17 protein-coding genes and 1 pseudogene are annotated in these 20,035 nt (G+C 71.2%); 2 read left to right on the top strand and 16 right to left on the bottom strand.

The window, feature by feature from the left end:
* The 13 genes and pseudogenes from ACZ5VC_RS30650 to ACZ5VC_RS30590 all read right to left on the bottom strand — a co-directional run.
* A partial coding sequence (locus ACZ5VC_RS30650) for an adenosylhomocysteinase (RefSeq protein WP_469123227.1) occupies nucleotides 1-634 on the bottom strand: 634 nt, incomplete at its 3' end.
* A complete protein-coding gene (gene metF, locus ACZ5VC_RS30645) occupies nucleotides 624-1,514 on the bottom strand; it encodes a methylenetetrahydrofolate reductase [NAD(P)H] (RefSeq protein WP_469123226.1) in 891 nt (296 codons plus the stop codon). The genes ACZ5VC_RS30650 and metF, both read right to left, overlap by 11 nt.
* Complete coding sequence (gene metH, locus ACZ5VC_RS30640; RefSeq protein ID WP_469123225.1) at nucleotides 1,511-4,969, bottom strand: methionine synthase; 3,459 nt, start codon at nucleotides 4,967-4,969, stop codon at nucleotides 1,511-1,513. The genes metF and metH overlap by 4 nt, the downstream gene beginning before the upstream one ends.
* A complete protein-coding gene (locus ACZ5VC_RS30635) occupies nucleotides 4,966-5,949 on the bottom strand; it encodes a carbohydrate kinase family protein (RefSeq protein ID WP_469123224.1) in 984 nt (327 codons plus the stop codon). Before ACZ5VC_RS30635 ends, metH begins: the two co-directional genes overlap by 4 nt.
* A 142-nt stretch (nucleotides 5,950-6,091) precedes the next feature.
* Nucleotides 6,092-7,297 (bottom strand): annotated as a pseudogene (metK, locus tag ACZ5VC_RS30630) (methionine adenosyltransferase); the annotation flags it as partial.
* Nucleotides 7,294-8,058: a holo-ACP synthase gene (acpS, locus tag ACZ5VC_RS30625; RefSeq protein WP_468712395.1), complete on the bottom strand. Its 765-nt coding sequence runs from the start codon at nucleotides 8,056-8,058 to the stop codon at nucleotides 7,294-7,296. The pseudogene metK and the gene acpS, both read right to left, overlap by 4 nt.
* Nucleotide 8,059: 1 nt before the next feature.
* Entirely contained in the window at nucleotides 8,060-8,944 is an 885-nt protein-coding gene (locus ACZ5VC_RS30620; protein ID WP_469123223.1) for a class-II aminoacyl-tRNA synthetase family protein, read from the bottom strand.
* A 31-nt stretch (nucleotides 8,945-8,975) separates the two neighbouring features.
* Nucleotides 8,976-9,869, bottom strand: a complete 894-nt coding sequence (locus tag ACZ5VC_RS30615; protein ID WP_468712399.1) for a diiron oxygenase — start codon at nucleotides 9,867-9,869, stop codon at nucleotides 8,976-8,978.
* 114 nt (nucleotides 9,870-9,983) lie between these two features.
* On the bottom strand, nucleotides 9,984-11,030 hold the full coding sequence (locus ACZ5VC_RS30610) for a class I SAM-dependent methyltransferase (protein WP_468712402.1): 1,047 nt from the start codon (nucleotides 11,028-11,030) through the stop codon (nucleotides 9,984-9,986).
* Nucleotides 11,027-11,872, bottom strand: a complete 846-nt coding sequence (locus ACZ5VC_RS30605; protein ID WP_469123222.1) for a class I SAM-dependent methyltransferase — start codon at nucleotides 11,870-11,872, stop codon at nucleotides 11,027-11,029. Before ACZ5VC_RS30605 ends, ACZ5VC_RS30610 begins: the two co-directional genes overlap by 4 nt.
* 47 nt (nucleotides 11,873-11,919) lie before the next feature.
* Nucleotides 11,920-12,438 carry a MaoC family dehydratase gene (locus ACZ5VC_RS30600; protein WP_469123221.1) on the bottom strand — a complete coding sequence of 173 codons (519 nt, stop codon included), beginning with the start codon at nucleotides 12,436-12,438 and terminating at the stop codon, nucleotides 11,920-11,922.
* Between the two features lie 122 nt (nucleotides 12,439-12,560).
* Nucleotides 12,561-13,733, bottom strand: a complete 1,173-nt coding sequence (locus ACZ5VC_RS30595; RefSeq protein ID WP_469123220.1) for a trans-sulfuration enzyme family protein — start codon at nucleotides 13,731-13,733, stop codon at nucleotides 12,561-12,563.
* 180 nt (nucleotides 13,734-13,913) lie between these two features.
* On the bottom strand, nucleotides 13,914-15,350 hold the full coding sequence (locus tag ACZ5VC_RS30590) for an MFS transporter (RefSeq protein ID WP_469123219.1): 1,437 nt from the start codon (nucleotides 15,348-15,350) through the stop codon (nucleotides 13,914-13,916).
* A 134-nt stretch (nucleotides 15,351-15,484) separates the two neighbouring features.
* On the opposite strand from ACZ5VC_RS30590, the gene ACZ5VC_RS30585 reads away from it, so the two are divergent.
* Entirely contained in the window at nucleotides 15,485-16,144 is a 660-nt protein-coding gene (locus ACZ5VC_RS30585; RefSeq protein ID WP_469123218.1) for an HD domain-containing protein, read from the top strand.
* On the opposite strand, the gene ACZ5VC_RS30580 is transcribed toward ACZ5VC_RS30585, so the two are convergent.
* Nucleotides 16,127-17,002, bottom strand: a complete 876-nt coding sequence (locus ACZ5VC_RS30580) for a hypothetical protein (RefSeq protein ID WP_469123217.1) — start codon at nucleotides 17,000-17,002, stop codon at nucleotides 16,127-16,129. The two genes, ACZ5VC_RS30585 and ACZ5VC_RS30580, sit on opposite strands and share 18 nt — an antisense overlap.
* Nucleotides 17,003-17,199: 197 nt before the next feature.
* Nucleotides 17,200-18,246, bottom strand: coding sequence for a hypothetical protein (locus ACZ5VC_RS30575; RefSeq protein ID WP_469123216.1), 1,047 nt, complete (start codon nucleotides 18,244-18,246; stop codon nucleotides 17,200-17,202).
* Nucleotides 18,247-18,428: 182 nt separating this feature from the next.
* Here ACZ5VC_RS30575 and ACZ5VC_RS30570 point away from each other — a divergent pair, with 182 nt between their 5' ends.
* A complete protein-coding gene (locus tag ACZ5VC_RS30570; RefSeq protein WP_469123233.1) occupies nucleotides 18,429-19,649 on the top strand; it encodes a Cmx/CmrA family chloramphenicol efflux MFS transporter in 1,221 nt (406 codons plus the stop codon).
* Between the two features lie 57 nt (nucleotides 19,650-19,706).
* Here ACZ5VC_RS30570 and ACZ5VC_RS30565 read toward each other — a convergent pair whose 3' ends face one another.
* Nucleotides 19,707-19,976 carry a DUF4031 domain-containing protein gene (locus tag ACZ5VC_RS30565; RefSeq protein ID WP_469123215.1) on the bottom strand — a complete coding sequence of 90 codons (270 nt, stop codon included), beginning with the start codon at nucleotides 19,974-19,976 and terminating at the stop codon, nucleotides 19,707-19,709.
* Nucleotides 19,977-20,035: the final 59 nt, after the last annotated feature.

Below are 20,035 nucleotides of genomic sequence, written 5' to 3'. Positions count from 1 at the left end.
CCGGGAACAACAACGAACCATCCCGGTGCATCTCATACAGACGGTGCACACCCGTCGTCGTCTCCTCCGTCACACCACGGATCTCCGACGCGAGCGCGGCCCAGTCAAGGCCGGTGTTCCGCAACAGCTCCAGGACGACCCGGAGTTCGTCGTTGTCCGCCGTGGACGGGTCCGGAACCGCGCCCGCCTTCTGGTACTCCACACCCTTGTGGACGAGGAGCGTGGCGTCACCGCCGTCGTCGAGGATCATGTTCGGCCCGGCCGCGCCGGGCCAGGTCAGGGCCTGCTCGGTACACCACCAGTACTCCTCCAGGGTCTCGCCCTTCCAGGCGAAGACCGGAATCCCTGCGGCGGCGATCGCGGCGGCCGCGTGGTCCTGGGTCGAGTAGATGTTGCACGACACCCAGCGGACCCGCGCGCCGAGTGCGACCAGGGTCTCGATGAGGACGGCCGTCTGCACGGTCATGTGCAGCGAGCCGGTGATGCGGGCGCCGGCCAGCGGCTGCTCGCGGGCGAACTCGCGCCGGATCGACATCAGGCCGGGCATCTCGTGTTCGGCGAGGGTGATCTCCTTGCGGCCGAACTCGGCCAGGGACAGGTCGGCGACCTTGAAGTCCGTGAATTCAGCGGACACTGATGCTCCTTGAGGTCTGGATGGTGCGGTGGATTTCGAGGGCTGCCGTGGATGTGTTCAGCGTGATGTAGTGCAGGCCGGGTGCGCCTTCGCCGAGCAGCCGCAGCCCCATCGCGGTCGCGTGCTCGACACCGATCCGGTACGCGCTGTCCGGCTCGTCCCGGGCCGCCTCCAGCCGGTGCGCCAGGTCCTCGGGGAACGCGGCGTCGCTCAGCTCGGCGAAGCGGCGGATCTGTCGTACGTCGGTGGCCGGCATGATCTCCGGAATGATCGGTGTGTCGCAGCCGGCGGCCGCCACCCGGTCCCGCAGCCGCAGATAGTCCTCGGGGTCGAAGAACATCTGGGTGATGGCGTAGTCGGCGCCCGCCCGGCATTTGGCGATGAAATGACGCAAGTCGCTGTCCGCGTCGGGAGACCGCGGGTGCCCTTCGGGGAAGGCGGCGACGCCGATCCTGAAGTCGCCGAGCGAGCGGACGAGCGCGACCAGCTCATGGGCGTAGGTGAAGCCCTGGGGGTGGGGCGTCCAGGGGCCGCGCGGGTCACCGGGAGGGTCGCCGCGCAGGACGAGGACGTCCCGGATGCCGGCATCCGCGTACGCCCCGATGATGGCGCGGAGTTGGGCGACCGAGTGGCCCACGGCGGTGAGATGCGCGACCGGCCTCAGGGTCGTCTCGGCGGCGATGCGCCGGGTGATTTCGACGGTACGGTCCCGGGACGAGCCGCCCGCGCCGTACGTCACGGAGACGAAGTCCGGCGCGAGCGCCTCGACCCGGCGGATCGCGTCCCACAGGGTCCGCTCGCCCTTCGCGCTCTTCGGCGGGAAGAACTCGAAGGAGAAGGTGGGGGAACCCACGGGCTTCACCCCGGCGGCGGGCCTCATCCGCGCGCTCCCGCGTTGAAGTAGCTCGCCTCCGGGTGGTGGACGACGATCGCGTCCGTCGACTGCTCGGGATGCAGCTGGAACTCCTCGGAGAGGTGCACCCCGATCCGCTCCGGCCGCAGCAGCGCGGCGATCTTCGCCCGGTCCGCCAGGTCGGGACAGGCGGGGTAGCCCAGCGAGTAGCGGCACCCCTGGTACTCGGTGCGCAGCATCCCGTCGAGGGCGGCCGGGTCGGCCGCCGCGATACCCAGTTCGGTGCGGACGCGCGCGTGCCAGTACTCGGCGAGCGCCTCGGCCAACTGCACCGACAGCCCGTGCAGTTCGAGATAGTCGCGGTAGGCGTCCGCCGCGAAGAGACGGGCGGTCTCCTCGCCGATGCGGCTGCCGACGGTGACGACCTGGAAGCCGACGACGTCGATCTCCTCCGACTCCTCCGGGCGGAAGAAGTCGGCGAGGCAGAGGCGCCGGCCGCGCCGCTGGCGCGGGAAGGTGAAGCGGGTGCGCTCGCCGCCGTCCTCGTCGAGGACGATCAGGTCGTCGCCCTTGGAGACGCACGGGAAGTAACCGTGGACGACGGCCGCTTCGAGGAGCTGCGAGGTGTGCAGCCGGTCCAGCCAGCCACGCAGCCGGGGCCGGCCCTCCGTCTCGATCGTCCCGGCGTCCTTGAGCCCCCACTGGCCCTTGAACAGGGCGCCCTCGTCGAGCCAGCTCGCGTACTCCTTGAGCTGGATGCCCTTGACGACCCGGGTCCCGAGGAACGGCGGTTCCGGTACGGGGGTGTCGACGGCGACGTCCGACCGGCCGCCTTCGTCCGGCTCGGTCACTTCCAAGGAGGCCATACGCCGGGGGACGCGACGCTGCTTGAGTGCGGGGAGTACGGCTCCGGGGACGCCGCGCTTGACGGCGATGAGGGCGTCCATGAGGCGCAGGCCTTCGAAGGCGTCGCGGGCGTAGCGGACCTCGCCCTCGTAGATCTCGTGCAGGTCCTGCTCGACGTACGCCCTGGTCAGCGCGGCGCCGCCGAGGATCACCGGGTAGCGGGAGGCGAGAGAGCGGGCATTCAGCTCCTGAAGGTTCTCCTTCATGATCACCGTGGATTTCACCAGCAGTCCCGACATGCCGATGACGTCGGCGCGGTGCTCCTCGGCGGCCTCCAGGATCGCGGAGACAGGCTGCTTGATGCCCAGATTGACGACGTTGTAGCCGTTGTTGGACAGGATGATGTCGACGAGGTTCTTGCCGATGTCATGGACGTCGCCGCGGACGGTGGCGAGCACGATCGTGCCCTTGCCGTCCTCGCCCTCGACCTTCTCCATGTGCGGTTCGAGGTGGGCGACCGCGGTCTTCATCACCTCGGCGGACTGGAGCACGAAGGGGAGCTGCATCTGGCCGGAGCCGAAGAGCTCGCCGACGACCTTCATGCCGCTGAGGAGGGTCTCGTTGACGATCTCCAGCGCGGGACGCCCGGCCAGCGCGGCGTCCAGATCTGCCTCCAGGCCGTTCTTCTCGCCGTCGATGATCCGCCGCTTTAGACGCTCGTCCAGCGGCAGGGCGAGCAGCTCCTCCGCCTTGCCGGCCTTCATGGAGGTGATGTTCACGCCCTCGAAGAGTTCGAGGAACCGTTGCAGCGGGTCGTAGTCCTCCCTGCGACGGTCGTGGATCAGGTCGAGCGCGACCTTGACCTGCTCCTCGTCCAGGCGGGCGATCGGCAGGATCTTCGAGGCGTGCACGATCGCCGAGTCGAGGCCCGCCTTCACGCACTCGTCGAGGAAGACGGAGTTCAGGACGACGCGCGCGGCCGGGTTCAGGCCGAAGGAGATGTTGGACAGACCCAGCGTCGTCTGTACCTCGGGATGGCGGCGCTTCAGTTCCCGGATCGCCTCGATCGTGTGGATCCCGTCCTTGCGGGACTCCTCCTGGCCGGTGCAGATGGTGAAGGTGAGCGTGTCGATGAGAATGTCCGACTCGCGGATGCCCCAGTTGCCCGTCAGGTCCGCGATGATCCGCTCGGCGATGGCGACCTTCGTCTCCACCGTCCTGGCCTGGCCCTCCTCGTCGATCGTGAGCGCCATGAGCGCCGCGCCGTGCTCCTTGGCGAGCGCGGTGACCCTCGCGAACCGCGACTCGGGCCCGTCCCCGTCCTCGTAATTGACCGAGTTGATGACCGCGCGTCCGCCGAGCTTCTCCAGACCCGCCCGCAGCACCCCCACCTCGGTGGAGTCGAGCACGATGGGCAGGGTGGAGGCGGTCGCGAACCGGCCCGCCAGCTCCGCCATGTCCGCCACGCCGTCCCGGCCGACATAGTCCACGCACAGGTCGAGCATGTGCGCGCCCTCACGGATCTGGTCGCGCGCCATCTCGACACAGTCGTCCCAGCGGCCCTCCAGCATCGCCTCGCGGAACTTCTTCGAGCCGTTGGCGTTCGTCCGCTCGCCGATCGCCATGTAGGCGGTGTCCTGGCGGAACGGCACATGCGCGTACAGAGAAGAGGCGCCGGCCTCCGCCTCCGGGGCCCGCGCCGCCGCACCCACGCCTCCGACCCGTTCCACGATCTCCCGCAGATGGTCCGGAGTCGTACCGCAACAGCCGCCGACCATCGAGAGCCCGTAGTCCCGTACGAACCCCTCGTGCGCGTCGGCGAGTTCGGCCGGCGTCAAGGGATAGTGGGCGCCGTCCTTGCCGAGGACCGGCAGACCGGCGTTCGGCATACAGGACAGGGGCACGCGTGCGTGCCGGGCCAGATGGCGCAGGTGCTCGGTCATCTCGGCCGGGCCGGTCGCGCAGTTCAGGCCGATCATGTCGATGCCGAGCGGTTCCAGCGCGGTGAGCGCGGCACCGATCTCGGATCCGAGCAGCATCGTGCCGGTCGTCTCGACGGTGACCTGCACGATCAGCGGCAGGTCGTCCACGCCGCACCAGTCCAGAGCGCGGCGGGCACCGACCACGGCCGCCTTCGTCTGGAGAAGGTCCTGGGAGGTCTCGACGAGCAGCGCGTCGGCGCCGCCCCTGATCAGGCCCTCGGCGTTCTGCTGGTACGCGTCGCGCAGTGGCTCGTACGTCACATGCCCGAGGGTGGGCAGCTTGGTGCCGGGGCCCATGGAGCCGAGGACCCAGCGGGCCCGGCCGTCGCGCGCGGTGAACGCGTCGGCACTCTCCCTCGCGATCCGGGCGCCGGCCTCCGACAGCTCGTACACCCGGGGCGCGATGCCGTACTCGCCGAGCGCGGAGAGGTTGGCGCCGAAGGTGTTGGTCTCGACGCAGTCGACGCCGACGGCGAAGTACGCGTCGTGCACCCCGCGGACGATGTCCGGACGGGTCACGTTGAGGATCTCGTTGCAGCCCTCCAGACCGGTGAAGTCGTCGAGTGTCGGGTCGGCGGCCTGGAGCATGGTGCCCATCGCCCCGTCGGCCACCACCACACGCGTCGCGAGCTCGTCCCTCAGTGGCTTCCTCATGACAGCCCCCGGAGATGCGTGAGGAGTTCCGCCGTGCAGCCGGGCCCGTACGTCGTACGGATCGCGTCGAGCAGCGCGTCCCGACGCAGCTGGTACTCCTGCGTCCCGACGGAGGCGAGGACGGTCGAGGCGACCGCGCAGCCCAGCTGGGCCGCGCACCGCTCGGGCACGCCCCAGAGCGTCCCGGCGAGGAACCCGGCGCGGAAGGCGTCGCCGACACCGGTCGGGTCGACGACCTCGGGGACCCGCACGGCCGACACGTCCAGGGTCTCCCTGCCCTCGCCCCGGATACGGACGCCGGCCTCGCCGTGGGTGGTGACCCAGGTGCCGACCCGGCGCAGGATCTCCGCCTCGCTCAGCCCCGACTTCTCGCCGAGCAGGGCGGCCTCGTACTCGTTGGTGAACAGCCAGCGCGCGCCGTCCACCAGCTCCCGCACCTGCGCCCGGTCCAGCCGTGCCAGCTGCTGCGACGGGTCGGCGGCGAAGGGGATGCCCAGTTCACGGCAGGTGCGGGTGTGCCGGAGCATCGCCTCGGGGTCGTCCGGTGAGATCAGCGCCAGGTCGATCCGGCCGGTGCGGCCGACGACCTGCCCGAGGTCGATCTCCCGGGCCTCCGCCATGGCACCGGTGTAGAAGGTCGCGATCTGGTTCTGGTCCCGGTCGGTGGTGCAGACGAACCGGGCGGTGTGGAGGGTCTCGCTGACCCGCACGGAGTCGGTGTCCACACCGTGTTCCTTGAGCCGGACCCGGTACGGCTCGAAGTCGCCGCCGACCGCGCCCACGAGGACCGGGCGCAGTCCCAGCACTCCCAGGCCGAAGGCGATGTTCGCTGCCACTCCGCCGCGCCGCACCTCCAGGCTGTCGGCGAGGAACGACAGGGAGACGCGGTCCAGCCGGTCCGCGAGCAGCTGTTCGGTGAACCGGCCGGGGAAGGTCATCAGATGGTCGGTCGCGATGGATCCCGTGACAGCGATACGCACGTCAGCCTCCCGCGACCTGACTCGTCTCCGGAGCGCTCAAGTCGGCCCCGACGGTCGACCGTGCTCGGTCACTCGTCCCTTGCGCCCTCCGCGCGCCCTCCCTCTCGATGCCGCCGCGCCCCTGCGCCCCGGGCGTGACCTGACCGGTCGCATTCTTGAGCGCCTCCACCCGGTCCGTGCGCTCCCAGGTGAAGTCCTCCCGTTCGCGGCCGAAGTGTCCGTACGCCGAGGTCCTGGCGTAGATCGGCCGCAGCAGGTCCAGCTCGCGGATGATCGCGGCCGGGCGGAGGTCGAAGACGGCCGAGACGGCGTCCTGGATCCGCTCGTCCGGCAGGGTGCCGGTGCCGAAGGTCTCCACGAAGAGGCCGACGGGCTCGGCCTTGCCGATGGCGTACGCGACCTGCACCTCACAGCGGCGCGCGAGTCCGGCGGCGACGACGTTCTTGGCGACCCAGCGCATGGCGTACGCGGCGCTCCGGTCGACCTTCGACGGATCCTTGCCGGAGAACGCGCCGCCGCCATGACGTGCCATGCCCCCGTACGTGTCGATGATGATCTTCCGGCCGGTGAGACCGGCGTCCCCCATCGGGCCGCCGACCTCGAAGCGCCCGGTCGGGTTGACGAGCAGCCGGTAGCCGTCGCTCTCCAGGTTGACGCCCTCCCCGGCCAGGGCCTTCAGCTCCGCCTCGACGACGAACTCCCGGATGTCCGGGGTGAGCAGCCCCTCGACGCTGATGTCGGCGGCGTGCTGGGAGGAGACGACGACGGTGTCCAGACGGATGGGGCGGTCCCCGTCGTACTCGATGGTGACCTGGGTCTTGCCATCGGGCCGCAGGTAGGGGACGGTCCCGTTCTTGCGGACCTCGGTCAGCCGCCGTGCGAGCCGGTGGGCGAGCGCGATCGGCAGCGGCATCAGCTCGGCCGTGTCGTCGCAGGCGTACCCGAACATCAGGCCCTGGTCGCCGGCGCCCTGGGCGTCGAGGTCGTCGGTGCCTTCCCCCTCGACCCTCCGCTCGTACGCCGTGTCGACGCCCTGGGCGATGTCCGGCGACTGGGAGCCGATGGACACCGACACCCCGCAGGAGGCGCCGTCGAAGCCCTTGGCGGAGGAGTCGTAGCCGATGTCGAGGATCGCCTCGCGCACCAGCTGCGGTATCGGCGCGTACGCGGTGGTGGTCACCTCGCCCGCGATGTGCACCAGGCCGGTGGTGATCAGGGTCTCCACGGCCACACGGGAGGACGGGTCCTGGGCGAGGAGCGCGTCCAGGATCGTGTCGCTGATCCGGTCCGCGATCTTGTCGGGATGGCCCTCGGTGACCGACTCCGAGGTGAACAGGCGCCGGCTCATGCCTGTCCCACCTCCGCGCGGAAGAAGTGCGTCTCGATCGCCGCGAGGGTCCGGATCTCGTCGACCTCGAGGGTCTCCATCTGGATGGACTTCCCGCTCTGCTGCTCCAGCAGGAAGACGAACTCGACGAAGGACAGTGAGTCGATGAGCCGGTTCTCGATGAGGTCGAGGTCGGGGGCGATGTCGTCGCGCTCCGGGTGGCGCTCCAGGATCCAGTTCTTCACCTGCTGCAGGCCGTCGGCCATGGTTGCTCTCCTTGAAGTGCTGTGTACGGATGAGGTGGTGGGGGGCGTACGGTCGAGCGCGCCGGCCGGGTCCGGGTACGGGTGCCCGGCGGAGCCGGCGTCGAGGATGGGCGCGGCCACGGCCACCGCGTAGTCCACGTCGTGGCTGATGGACACGGTGATCTCGGTGATGCCGGACCCGGCGGCCATCTCGGCGGCGCTCCGGTGCAGTTCGACGAGCGGCCAGCCGCCCTCGGAGCGCCGTACGACGATGTCCGGCCAGGGCAGGAACCTGCCCCTGACCCGGAGGGTCTTGAAGGCCGCCTCCTTGGCGGCGATCCGCCCGCAGAGGCTCAGGACGTCGAGGCCGGTGGACGTACGGCAGTCGGCGAGTTCGCCGGGGGTGAGCATCCGCTCGAAGAAGTCCTCGCCGTATTCGGCGAGGAGCCCCCGGACACGGGTGACGGACACGATGTCCATGCCGAGGTTCGCCCAGCCCAGGCCGCCCGCCGGCGGGGCGACGGGTCGGGCCGGCACGTCAGATCACCGGCCCGGCCGCACGCCCGCCCGCGCCCGCCGTGCGCTCGGCCGCCGCACGGACGGCCTCGGTGGCCGCCTCCCAGCTGCCGTGGCGCCTGGTCAGCGCGGACAGCCAGCGCTCCAGGCCGAACGCGACACAACTGGTGAACGCGGAACCGCCGTTCGCGAGGGTGATCGCGCACCGGTCGCCGAAGAAGTTGCGGTGGGTGTTGACCGAGGCGATCGCCAGGTCCTCGTACAGGAACTCGTGCTTCACCGGGGTCAGCCGCTGCAGTACCGCCTTGGAGCTTCCCTTGTCGAAGAACGGGTCGCAGGCGGCCTCCTTGCGCAGCGGCAGGTCGAGGGCCTCGGCGAAGGCCTGGATCCGCGCGATGAAGGAGGAAAGATGCGTCTCGGCGTGCTCGCGGGTGCCGATGGCCACGACCTCGCGCATACGGAAGCCGAGCTGGCGGCGCATGCCTTCGTAGTGGGTCTCCTTGCGGAAGCACCACCCGCAGACGGTGATCAGGGTGTCGTCGGCGACCTGACGCCCCTGGTGGTCGATGTAGACGGCGTAGCACGAGGCGGAGGGGAGTCCCAGGGCCGCCGGCTGCAGCGCGTCGCACGGGAAGCAGCCGGTGTCGGTACAGAACTGGGTCGTCTCCCGGGCCTCCAGGTCCAGGGGGGCGGCGACGACGGCCTGGTGGGGGAAGTTGTCGTAGTAGTCGAGCCGGGCCAGGTCGGCGGCCGGCAGCAGCGGGGGCATGGTCATCGGGCGGGCGCCCGCGCTCACGCCCCAGCTCTCGAAGGTGTCGTCGAGGAGCCGCAGCAGGGCGGTTCCCTCGGGGCCGAGGGACGGCAGGCCCCTCGCCTCCCCGACGCTCTCAGGGGTGGTCACGGTCATGGTGGAGTCACCTCTCGGACGACGGCCGCGGTCAGACGACGGGCAGCGTGTCGTCGGTGAAGATGCCGGACTTCAGGAAGAAGCCGAGCGGCTTACGGATCGCCTTGCGCTCGAAGGGGCGGCGGCGCTCGTCGGCGACCAGCGCGTTGCGCAGGGCCAGCGGGTCGGCGATGCCCGCGTCGCGGTAGACGTGCGGGTTGTAGAGGGAGTTGACGCTGTAGACGACGTACCGCTTCAGATAGGCCTCGACCTCGGCGAGCCGCTCGGCGGAGACGGACTCCCTCATGCGGTGGAAGAGCAGCGAGACCAGTTCGCGGCCGAAGGCGATGTGGCGGGACTCGTCCTGGTGGTGGATGCGGTTGACCTCGCGGATGGTGTGGCAGAGCGCGTCGTCCTGCGCCATCCTCGTGTTGTAGTGGTCGACGAGCTCCTCGAAGAACAGGATCCGGGCGAAGACCAGGAAGTTCTCCACCTCCGGCTCCCAGGCGGAGTCGGCGCGCATCGCCGTGGAACCGTAGATCTTGTTGCCGTAGCGGCGGCAGAACTCGGCGAAGAACCACATGTGTTCGTTCTCTTCGCCGATGAAGTGGTGGAAGAAGTCGGACGGGACTTCGAAGCCGGGCATGTGGATCCGGCCGACGACCTCGATGAGCAGTTCCCGGATGCCGTGCACGTTGAGGCTGTAGAAGTTGATGCTCTCCCACTTGGAGAGTCGCTGGAGGGCCTCCTCGCCGAGCTCGTCGTAGTACGGCGTGCCGTAGACCGTGAGCAGCTCGGGGGTCATCCACAGCCGGTTCTCTTCGAGCTTCTCGGGCCAGTCGAACTGCTGGTAGGGGTTGTAGTACTCCTCGATGGACCGGGAGCTGAGGCGCTCCAGGACTTCCAGGAACCGGTCGCTGACGGGCAGGGGGGCGGTGGCGCCCATGGTGACTCCTCGGGGTGGATGGCGCGGGCCTCTGTGAGGGGGTCCCGGGGCAGGACGGTGTCCCGGGGTCCTCGGGAACCGGGGTCCGGACGGGGGCCCCGTGAGCTCACGGCCTCAGGGCCGGACTTCGTAGACGGCGTTGACCGGCGTCTCGGTCGCGCGCCGCCAGCGGGTGAACCCGGCCTCCTGGGCGATGGCCCGGAAGGCCTTCTCGCCGGAGTGGTTGCCGAGCGCGTGCGGGCCGCGCTGGGCGACCGCCACGGGCAGGCACATCACGGCGGAGAGCGCCATGAACATGCGGGCGGCCGGCGTCTGGGTGTCGATGTCCGCGGGCGACACATTGGACTCGACGAGCATCCAGGTGCCGTCGGCGTCCAGCGACTTGTGCACGTGCTGCGCGGCGGCGACCGGGTCGCCCATGTCGTGCAGGGCGTTGAAGAAGGTGACCAGGTCGTAGCCGGTGCCGGGGTAGTCGTCGGCCGACGCCACGTCGAAGACGACACGGTCGGAGAGCCCGGCGTCCTCGGCGAGCTGCCGGGCGATGGCGATGGCCTCTTCGGAGTAGTCGAAGCCGTGCACGGTCGCCTCGGGGAACGCCTTCGCGATCAGCAGCGTGGTGTGGCCGACGCCGCAGCCGACGTCGGCGACCGTTCCGCCGGCCGCCAGCTTCCCGGTGACCCCGTGCAGCGCGGGCAGCCAGTCCGCGACGAGCCTGTGTTCGTACGTGGGCTGGAAGAAGCTGCCCATGCCGGTGTCCAGGGCCGGATCGTGCTCGGCCCAGCCGACACCGTCGCCGGTGCGGTACGCGTCGACGAGCAGGTCCTCGGTCGCGTACAGCGCCTTGAGGGCGGTGAAGAACCCGGCCGCGTAGGTGGCGGCCCCCGGGTCGGCGAGGACGGCGACATGGTCGGCGGGCAGGGTGTACGTGTCGGCGCTCGGGTGCCGCTCGACGTACCCGGCGCTGAGCTGGGCGTGCAGCCACTCCTCGGCGTACCGCTCGTTGATCCCGGTCCGCTCGGCGAGCTGTGCGGGGGTGAGTGCGCCGCCGGCGGCGAGGGCGCGGTAGAGCCCGAGCCGCTCCCCGAGGGCGACGGTCAGCCCGCGCACCGCGGCGCCGGCGTCCCCGATGACGCGCTGGTGGAAGTCGTGGCTGCCGCTCATGCCGCGGTCACCTCTTCCGATCCGGCCGGAAGGTCACAGGTGAAGAGGAAGGACCTCGGGATGCGCGGGAGCGTGCGCGGCGGGACCGGGTAGGGCCAGCGGCCGAAGTCGGCGCCGTCCTCGCCGGGCTGCTTCACCTCGCGTACGGCCCAGCCGGAGTCAGTGAGCAGTTCCTCGGGCGTCTCCGTGCCGAACAGCCACGGATTGCCGTCCTCCTCGAGGGACTTGAGGAACGGGCGGGAGAGCGGGTTCTCCAGGGCGGCCCTGCTGATGACGTCCCCGAGCAGGACCGAACCGGGCGCGGCGTGGGCGGCGAGGGTCGAGATGAGCGTACGCACGGCCGTCTCCGGCAGGAAGAACAGCAGGCCCTCGACCACCCACAGCACCGGCTCGTCGCTGCGCCAGCCGGCTTCCTTCAGCGGCCCGGTCCAGTCCTGGGTCAGGTCGACCGGGACGGTGACGCGCTCGCGCCCGGCGGGGGCGGGCTCGTCGGCGAGCATCCCCGCCTTCGCCTCCAGGAGCGCGGGCCGGTCGAGTTCGTAGACGGTGACGCCGTCGGGCCACGGGAGCCGGTAGAAGCGGGTGTCCATGCCGGCGGCGAGGAAGACGACCTGGCGGATGCCCCGCTCCTCGACGGCCCGGACGATGGCCCGGTCCAGGTAGGTGGTGCGGATGGCGAGGAACGGCACGGTGCCGGCCCCCGCGTAGCGCTCCAGCAGCTCGAAGCCGATCGTGTCGGCGACGGTGCGCGCGTAGGGATCGGCAAACAGCCGGTCCTCGCGCTCGGTCTCCAGGGCCCGCGCTGCGGCGGTCCACTGGGCGGTGCGGGATACGGCCTCCACAGGAGGTCCCCCTTCACTTCGGGTGGGAAAGGTACGGACGGCCGTGCTCAGCTCGTGCCCCGGCAGCAGGCGACCGGGTCCTCCGCCGCGGACATCGACGACAGACGGGCGGCTTCGGAGTCGGCGGGACGCCGCCGGAAGATGCTGTGCAGGATCATGCTGAACACGGCCGTCCCGTCGGGGCCGACCAGCGTGCACCTGGGTTTCACGGTGCCGGTGGCGGGATTGAACGGCGACGGGGTGGCGCCAAGGATCTCCACCCGCGCGGTGAGGACGTCCCCCGGGCGTACGGGACGCAGATAGCGGACCTCGTCGATGCCGGGCGAGCCCATGCAGGCGCTGTACGCGAGCAGTCCGTCGACGTAGCGGCGCATGAACATCGACTGGGTGTGGAAGCCACTGGCGATCAGCCCGCCGAAGGACGAGCGCGCCGCCAGCTCCGGATCCGCGTGGAAGGGCTGTGGATCGAAGCGCCTTCCGAAGTCCAGCACCTCCTCCGCCGTGACGGTGACGGTGCCCAGTTCATGGACATCGCCCGGCTGGAAGTCCTCGAAGTAGCGCATCATGCGCCCCCCTTGACCTAAAGGAGTGTCATTCCCTGGCAGACACCAATCTACGAATGGCTCATTTATTTTGTCAACCCAAAAGAAGGGGAGGGTGTCGCGAGGCGGGGCGCGGGCGGTGCGGCTCAGCGGCGCAGGGCGGCCTCGATGTCCCGCCAGAGGTCCTCCACCGCCTCGATCCCCACCGACATCCGTACGAGCCCCGCCCCTATCCCCGCCGCGCCCAACGCCGCCGCGTCCAGCTCCCGGTGGGACGTCGACGCCGGGTGCGTCACCAGCGTCTCCACGCCCCCCAGCGACAGCGCCAGCCGCGCGACCCGTACGGCCTCGATGAACGCCCGCCCCGCCTCCCGGCCCCCCGCGAGCTCGAACGAGAGCAGCCCGCCGCCTCCGGCGAGCACCTTGCGGGCCATGGCGTACGACCGGTGGGCGGGGTGCCACGGCCAGTGGACGGCACTCACGGCCGGGTGGGCCGCGAGCCGCTCGGCGAGCACGGCGGCGTTCGCGCAGTGCTCACGCATCCGCAGCGGCAGGGTCGGTATGCCGCGCAGCGTCAGCCAGGCGGCGAACGGGTCCGCGCTGGCGCCGAGTTCGACCGTCCGTGGCCAGATCTCGTGCCGCAGGCCGTCGTCCGCGAAGACGGCGGCGCCGCCGAGGACGTCGGAGTGCCCGGCCAGGTACTTGGTCGTGGAGTGGACGACGACGTCCGCGCCGAGCTCGACCGGCCGGCACAGGACGGGCGAGGCGAGGGAGTTGTCGACGAGACTCAGGACGCCCTGGCGCCGGGCCGCGGCAAGCAGTCCCGGAAGGTCGGGAACCCGGCCGGTCGGGTTGGCGATGGTCTCCAGGACGAGGAGCCGGGTGCGCGGCCCGGCGAGCGCCTCGAACTCGGCCGCGTCGTCGCCGCTGATGTACGTGACGTCGATGCCGTACCGCGCCGCCAGGTCGGAGAGGACCGCGTACGTCCCCCCGTAGAGGCACCGCTGTGCGACCACCTGGTCCCCCGGGCGCAGCAGCGCGAGCAGCACGCCGCTGATGGCCCCCATCCCGGAGGCGAAGGCGATCGCCGACGCCCCGCCCTCGAGCCCGGCGAGGGTGTGCTCCAGGGCTCGTACGGTCGGGTTGCCGCGGCGGCTGTAGACGTACCGGCCGTCGGGTCCCGCCATGGCCTCGGCGAGCGCGTCGGCGGACGCGAAGGCGAAGGCCGAGGACTGGACGAGGGGCACGGAGAGCGGCCAGCTCCCGGGAGGCGGCGGTTCGTTGACGACGTGCACGGCACGAGTCCTGATGTCTTCCATGGCTGTTCCTCTTTTCGGGTTGCTGCTTGGGGCTGCTTCGGGCCGGCGCTTCGGATCACGGATTCGGCTGCGGCCTTCTGCGGCCTCTCCTGCGGCAGCGGCTGCGGAAAAGGGGCCGCCCGACGTCCTGGGAGGACATCGGGCGACCCCTGACGGGCACTTGGCGCGCCCCGCCGTACGTCACACGCCGACCTGCTCGCCCTGCGGAGCCGGGGCGGTGGCAGCGGCAGCGGCGGCCTTGTCGCTCTTCATCAGGAGGAGCGTGATCACACCGCCGGCTGCGGCGACGATCGCGGCGCCGATGAACGCGGCGGAGAAGCCGTCGGTGAGGGCCGGCAGATTGCCCAGTTCACCGGCGCCCTGCGACATGGCCAGCGCGGTCAGCGCGGCGAGGCCGAGGGCCGAACCGACGTTGTAGGTGGTGTTGACGATGCCGGAGGCGAGACCGGCCTGCTCCTGCGGGGCCCCGGACATCGCGGCGATCATCGCCGGGATGTAGGCGAGGGACATGCCGAGCGCCGCGACGAGCGAGGCGGGCAGGACGTCGACCACGAACGAGCCGGTCGGCTCGACGGCCGACAGCCAGACCAGACCGGCCGCGAGGACCAGCAGACCCCCCGCGATCAGCGGCTTGGCACCGAACTTGGCCATGAGGCGCGCGGTGATCGCCGTCATGAAGATCATCAGCAGGACGGTCATCGGGAGCAGCGCGGCGCCGGACGCGAAGGCGCCGTAGCCGAGCACCTGCTGGAGGTAGAGGTTGAGGAAGTACCACATCGGGATCCACGCGGCGCCGAGCAGCGTCATCGACAGGTTGGCCGAGCCGAGCCGCGGAACGCGCCACACGCTGAGCGGCATGAGGGGCTCGCGGACACCCTTCTGGATCACGAAGAAGAGGACGAGCAGGACGACGGCCCCGGCCAGTTCCAGGATGGTGGCCGTGGAGCCCCAGCCGACCTCGGGCGCGCGGACCACCGCGAAGACGGCGAGCGCGAGCCCGGCGGTGACGGCGACCGCGCCGAGGACGTCCACGGAACCGCGGCGGGACTCGACGGCGGGCAGCAGCCTGGTGGCGGCGAGCGTGGCGAGACCGATCGGCACGTAGATGATGAAGACCCACGGCCAGCTCATCCACTCGGTGAAGACACCGCCGAGGAAGACGCCCGCCGTGCCGCCGGCCGGAGCGGCGGCGCCGTACAGCGCCATCGCCTTGCCGAGCTCCTTCGGGTCGTGCATGAAGAGCATCATCAGCAGGGTCATGGCGGAGGGCGCGATCAGCGCACCGCCGACGCCCTGGACCGCGCGGCCGGCGATCTCCACCCAGGCGGTCTGCGCGGCGGCGGCGATGACCGATCCGACGATCATGACAGCCCAGCCGGTGGCGAAGATCTTGCGGGCGCCGAGGAGGTCGGAGAGCCGGCCGCCGAGGAGCAGGAGCCCGCCGAAGACGATGACGTAGGCGTTGAAGACCCACTGGAGCTCGCCCTGCGAGAAGCCCAGGTCCTTCTGCATCTCGGGGAGCGCGACCCCGATGATCGAGGTGTCCATGATGACCATGAACTGGGCGGCGGCGAGCACGACAAGTGCCCACCAGCGCCGGGGATTGACGGTTGACATTGCCCTGACCCTTCTCTCGCACGGACCCCGGGTACGCTCTGAGACATACCCCTAGGGGGTACCTTCGCGGAGCACCGTAGCATACCCATGGGGGGTATGTAAGGGCGGAGTGGGAGCAGGCCCGGGACGGCAGAATGCGCGTCATGACCACCCATGACGAACTCCTCCGCCGCTGGACGGCGACCCTCCTCGCGGCCCGCCCCGGCGAGGAGGGCCCGGACCCGGTGCCGTACGGCGAGAACCTGCTGGCCCGCTGGGCCGAGCCGCAGCGCCACTACCACACCACCGAGCACCTCGCCGCGGTCCTGGACCGGATCGACGAACTGGCGTCACACGCGGGGGACTTGGAGCTGGTGCGGCTCGGTGCCTGGTTCCATGACGCGGTCTACCGCCCGGACCGCTCGGAGAACGAGGAACGGAGCGCGGCCCTGGCCGAGCGCGCCCTCCCCGAGGCGGGCCTCCGCCCCGCCCAGGCCGCCGAGGTGGCGCGACTGGTCCGCCTCACCGTCACCCACGACCCGGCGCCCGGCGACGCCAACGGCGAGGTCCTGTGCGACGCGGACCTCGCCGTCCTGGCCTCCGATACGGATACCTATACGGGGTATACGGCGGCGGTCCGCGAGGAGTACGCCTTCGTACCCGACGACACCTTCCGCGCGGGCCGCTCGGCGGTTCTCGGCCAACTCCTCGCCCTGCCGGTCCTGTTCCGCACGCCCTACGGCCGGGAGAGGTGGGAGGCGGCGGCGCGGGCGAACCTCACCGCGGAGCTGACGCGGCTAGGGACACTCGCCTGAGCGGTACCGGCTTCCGCTCACGTACTCGACACGGAGGACGGGATTCTTGTCCTCCAGGATGTAGAGGGTGCCGTCCCACGGCGCCCAGTGGCGCGGTACGAGATAGAGCCGGTCCCCCGACACGTGGAACAGACGCAGCCCGGCGTACCGGTAGCGGTAGGGGCTGCCCTTCTCCGCGACCAGCGAGAGACAGCTGCCGCCCCCGCGGATCAGCAGGTCGTCCTTGCTGAACACGACGACCGCCGGGAGGCCGCCCTCGACCGTCCGCGCGGTCTCGGCGGCCCTTCCTCTGCCGACGACGCCGGCGTACGAGTACACCGACCAGAAGAGCGCGATCACCGCGACGATCAACGCCAGGGCCCAGAGCCGGGCGTTGGGCGCGCCACGGGTGCGGCCGTAGGTGGTGAGCAGGGCCCCGAGCATCACCCCGGGTGGCAGCACCAGCTCGAACACCTGCGGCGCGAGCGGATACGCCACGACCATCACCACCGCGGGCACCCAGGCCCAGCGCAGCCCGCGCACGAGCGGCCCGGCCCAGCGCGGCTCGTCCCGCATCCCGCGGTGCACGGCATAGGCACCGAACACGGCGGCGGCCCCCACGAGCGCGGGGAGATAGAGCGCGTTGACGCTCCGCAGCAGATAGTCGGCGGTGGACAGCCGGAAGAGATTGTCCCGCAGCCCGAGCGCGCGGGTCTCGGCGTCGGTGCTGGCCCACCCGAAGTAGAACAGCACGGCGGTGAAGAGGGAGAGCAACGACCCGACGGTGCCGAGCAGTTCGGCGACACGGAGGGTGGCGGGCTCGGGCTCCCCGCGGGTGTCGGGCGCCGACGGCGGCGTGGGGGCGGGGGGCGGGCGCACGGGCGGCGCGGGAGCAGGGGTGGGTGCGGGCGGGGCCGTGGGGGCGGGAGCAGGGGTGGGTGCGGGTGGAGCCGTGGGGGCGGGAGCAGGGGTGGGTGCGGTGCCCGGGTCCGGCGGGGGCGGATCCGGGTGCGTACGACGCCGGTCCACCGCGCGGGTCAGCGTCGTACGGAGTCCGCGGAGCGCCGACCGACGGGTCATCGGGCCGCCGACTCGGGACCGGGACCGGACTCCGAACCGGGCTCCCCGGCCCCCTGATCGGTCGGCTCACCCGGATCGGTCGGGCCGGTCGGGTCGGTCGGTTCACCCGGATCGGTCGGCCCGGGGTCCGGGCTCGGGTCCTTCGGGCCGCCGCCCGACCCCGGGCCCGCCTCGATCGTCAGGGTCATCGGTTCGGCCGCCCTGACGGAGCGGACCATCACCTTCAGCCTCCCCGCAGGGGTCCCGTCGGGAACGACGAACGACAACGTCAGCCGATCACCGGACATCGCCATGTCCTCGAGATCGACCGGCACACGGCCGAGCATGACGCCGACGCTCTTGTACGCGTCGCCGAAGTCGAAGTACGTGCCCAGCAGTTCGACCTCGACCGTCTCACCGGGCCGCGCCACCGCGTCTCCACCCGCGTCGAGGCGGACGATCCGCCACCGGCACGCCGTCCCGCTCCCGCTCGACGGGCCGCGCAGGCGGGCCGTCGCGCCCGGGTGCTCGCGGTGGTACCGGAGCAGCCGGCCGAGCACCGCGTAGGCGGCCCGCCCCTTGCAGGTCGCGGGGCGCCCGCCCGGTACCGCCGCGTACGCCTTCGCCGCCTCGGACCAGCTGCCGCCCTTCCCCTGCACGGCCAGACACGCCTCGGCGAGCCCTCGCAGCACGGCCCACGCCTCCGGCTCGGAGTGCTCCGTCAGCTTGCTGTCCTTTGGGGCGTCGGGGATCTCCTTCCGGGACGACGCGCATTTCCGGGGGTCGGTGAGATGGTCGTAGACGCTCTCGTGATCGGGTGCGCCTTCCGTGTTCGGCGCGCCCGGCCCCGGCGGCAGATAGGACAGGCCCTCGACGTCCCCGGACCCGCCCCCCGATCCGCCGTCGCCGTCCTTGGGCGGCTTCCAGGTCGGCGTACCGCTCGCGGACGCGGCGCTGCTGCGCCCTCCGGACGGCTCCCTGGCCTCCTCGCACCCCGCCACCGCCGACGCCGCCAGTACGCACGCCAGCACGGCCGCCCATAAACGGATCGAACGCCTCGCCATCGCGATCAGCCCCCCGCCGAGCCCCTTCGGATGTCTTCCGCCCACATGATGAGGCCAGTCCGCCGCGCTGGGAAGGAGAACGGACTTGCGACGGGCGTCCGGCATATGGACACGGAGGAATGCCAGGATCAAGACCGCTGTTCACCACTGTCATGCCGTCTTCGCCCGCCGAACGCACCCGTATGCCCCTGGCCGTCTACATCCTCGGCCTTTCCGTCTTCGCGCTCGGCACGAGCGAATTCATGCTGTCCGGGCTCCTGCCGCCCATCGCCGGCGACATGAACGTGTCGATCTCCCGCGCCGGCCTCCTCATATCGGCCTTCGCGATCGGCATGGTCATCGGCGCGCCCCTGCTCGCCGTGGCGACCTTGCGCCTCCCCCGCAAGACGACCCTGATCGCACTGATCACCGTCTTCGGCCTCGGCCAGGTCGCCGGCGCCCTCGCGCCGACGTACGAGGTGCTCTTCGCGTCCCGGGTGGTCAGCGCCCTCGCCTGCGCGGGCTTCTGGGCGGTCGGCGCGGCCGTCGCCATCGCGACCGTCCCGCAGAACGCCCGGGCCCGGGCGATGGCCGTGATGATCGGCGGGCTCTCCATCGCCAACGTCCTCGGCGTCCCGGCCGGCGCCTTCCTCGGTGAGCACCTGGGCTGGCGCTCGGCGTTCTGGGCGGTCGGGGCGGCCTCCGCGATCGCGCTGGTCGGGGTGGTCACCCGTATCCCGCACATCCCGCTGCCGGAGCGGCGGCCGAGGCTCAAGGGGGAGCTCACGATCTACCGCGACCGTCAGGTGTGGCTGTCGATCGTGATCACCGCCCTCGCGGCGGGCGGCGTCTTCTGCGCGTTCTCGTACCTTGCCCCGGTCCTCACCGATGTGGCCGGACTCGACGCGCGGTGGGTCTCGGGCGTCCTCGGGCTCTTCGGCGTCGGAGCGCTGATCGGTACGACGATCGGCGGCCGGGTCGCCGACGCGCACCTCTTCGGGGTCCTGCTGAGCGGCATCACCGCCTCGACGCTCTTCCTCGCGGCACTGGCCCTCTTCGCCTCCAACCCCGCCGCCGTGATCGCCCTGTCCTTCCTCCTCGGCGTCTCGGCGTTCTACACGGCACCGGCCCTCAACGCCCGTATGTTCAACGTCGCCGGAGCCGCCCCGACCCTCGCGGGCGCCACGACCACGGCCGCCTTCAACCTGGGCAACACCGGCGGACCCTGGCTCGGCGGCACGGTCATCGACGCCGACTTCGGTTTCGAATCGACGGCCTGGGCAGGCGGCGCGATGACCCTCGCGGCCCTCCTGACGGTCGCCGTCTCCCTGCGCCTGCACCGCCGTACGACGGCGAGCCGCGTGGTCATCGGAGTCACGGCCGCCCCGGAGAACCGCGCGCTGACGAAGACGGAGGCGAGCTGAGCCGGGCACGGCCCGACGGTCGGGCCCCAGCAGCAAGATCCAAACGAGAGACCCTAGCTAGGTGACGGCACGGCCCTTCGGCCGTCGCAGCCCCGCCTGGGTGAGGCGGCGGACCAGTTCCTTGGAGCCGACCTCCACCGCGCCCGCCGCCACCGCGTCGGCGTAGCGTTCCACCGGGATGTCGTAGTGGTCGCCGTCGAAGGCGCGCGACGGGGCGCCGATCGAGGCGGCGAAGGCGTGGAGTTCCTCGTAGGAGACGTCACTGACGAGGTGCGACCACATGCGGCCGTGTCCCGGCCAGTCCGGCGGGTCGATGTAGAGGGTCACGAAAGCTCACCGTAGACGCTCGCCGCGCAGCCCGCGCGCCGGTCACGACGAGTCGCCGG

The sequence above is a fragment of the Streptomyces sp. NPDC033174 genome (genome assembly GCF_055577795.1).
Note: the sequence above shows the minus strand (reverse complement) of the source record. Positions and strands in the feature narration are given on the sequence as shown.

What these genes read in the sequence shown, in the direction of transcription:
- ACZ5VC_RS30600 (WP_469123221.1), bottom strand. Translation starts at nt 12,438, where the DNA reads ATGATGCGCTACTTCGAGGACTTCCAGCCGGGCGATGTCCATGAACTG.
- ACZ5VC_RS30575 (WP_469123216.1), bottom strand. Translation starts at nt 18,246, where the DNA reads ATGGCGAGGCGTTCGATCCGTTTATGGGCGGCCGTGCTGGCGTGCGTA.
- ACZ5VC_RS30610 (WP_468712402.1), bottom strand. Translation starts at nt 11,030, where the DNA reads ATGAGCGGCAGCCACGACTTCCACCAGCGCGTCATCGGGGACGCCGGC.
- ACZ5VC_RS30620 (WP_469123223.1), bottom strand. Translation starts at nt 8,944, where the DNA reads ATGACCGTGACCACCCCTGAGAGCGTCGGGGAGGCGAGGGGCCTGCCG.
- ACZ5VC_RS30590 (WP_469123219.1), bottom strand. Translation starts at nt 15,350, where the DNA reads ATGTCAACCGTCAATCCCCGGCGCTGGTGGGCACTTGTCGTGCTCGCC.
- ACZ5VC_RS30595 (WP_469123220.1), bottom strand. Translation starts at nt 13,733, where the DNA reads ATGGAAGACATCAGGACTCGTGCCGTGCACGTCGTCAACGAACCGCCG.
- ACZ5VC_RS30615 (WP_468712399.1), bottom strand. Translation starts at nt 9,869, where the DNA reads ATGGGCGCCACCGCCCCCCTGCCCGTCAGCGACCGGTTCCTGGAAGTC.
- metF (WP_469123226.1), bottom strand. Translation starts at nt 1,514, where the DNA reads ATGAGGCCCGCCGCCGGGGTGAAGCCCGTGGGTTCCCCCACCTTCTCC.
- ACZ5VC_RS30570 (WP_469123233.1), top strand. Translation starts at nt 18,429, where the DNA reads ATGCCCCTGGCCGTCTACATCCTCGGCCTTTCCGTCTTCGCGCTCGGC.
- ACZ5VC_RS30585 (WP_469123218.1), top strand. Translation starts at nt 15,485, where the DNA reads ATGCGCGTCATGACCACCCATGACGAACTCCTCCGCCGCTGGACGGCG.
- metH (WP_469123225.1), bottom strand. Translation starts at nt 4,969, where the DNA reads ATGAGGAAGCCACTGAGGGACGAGCTCGCGACGCGTGTGGTGGTGGCC.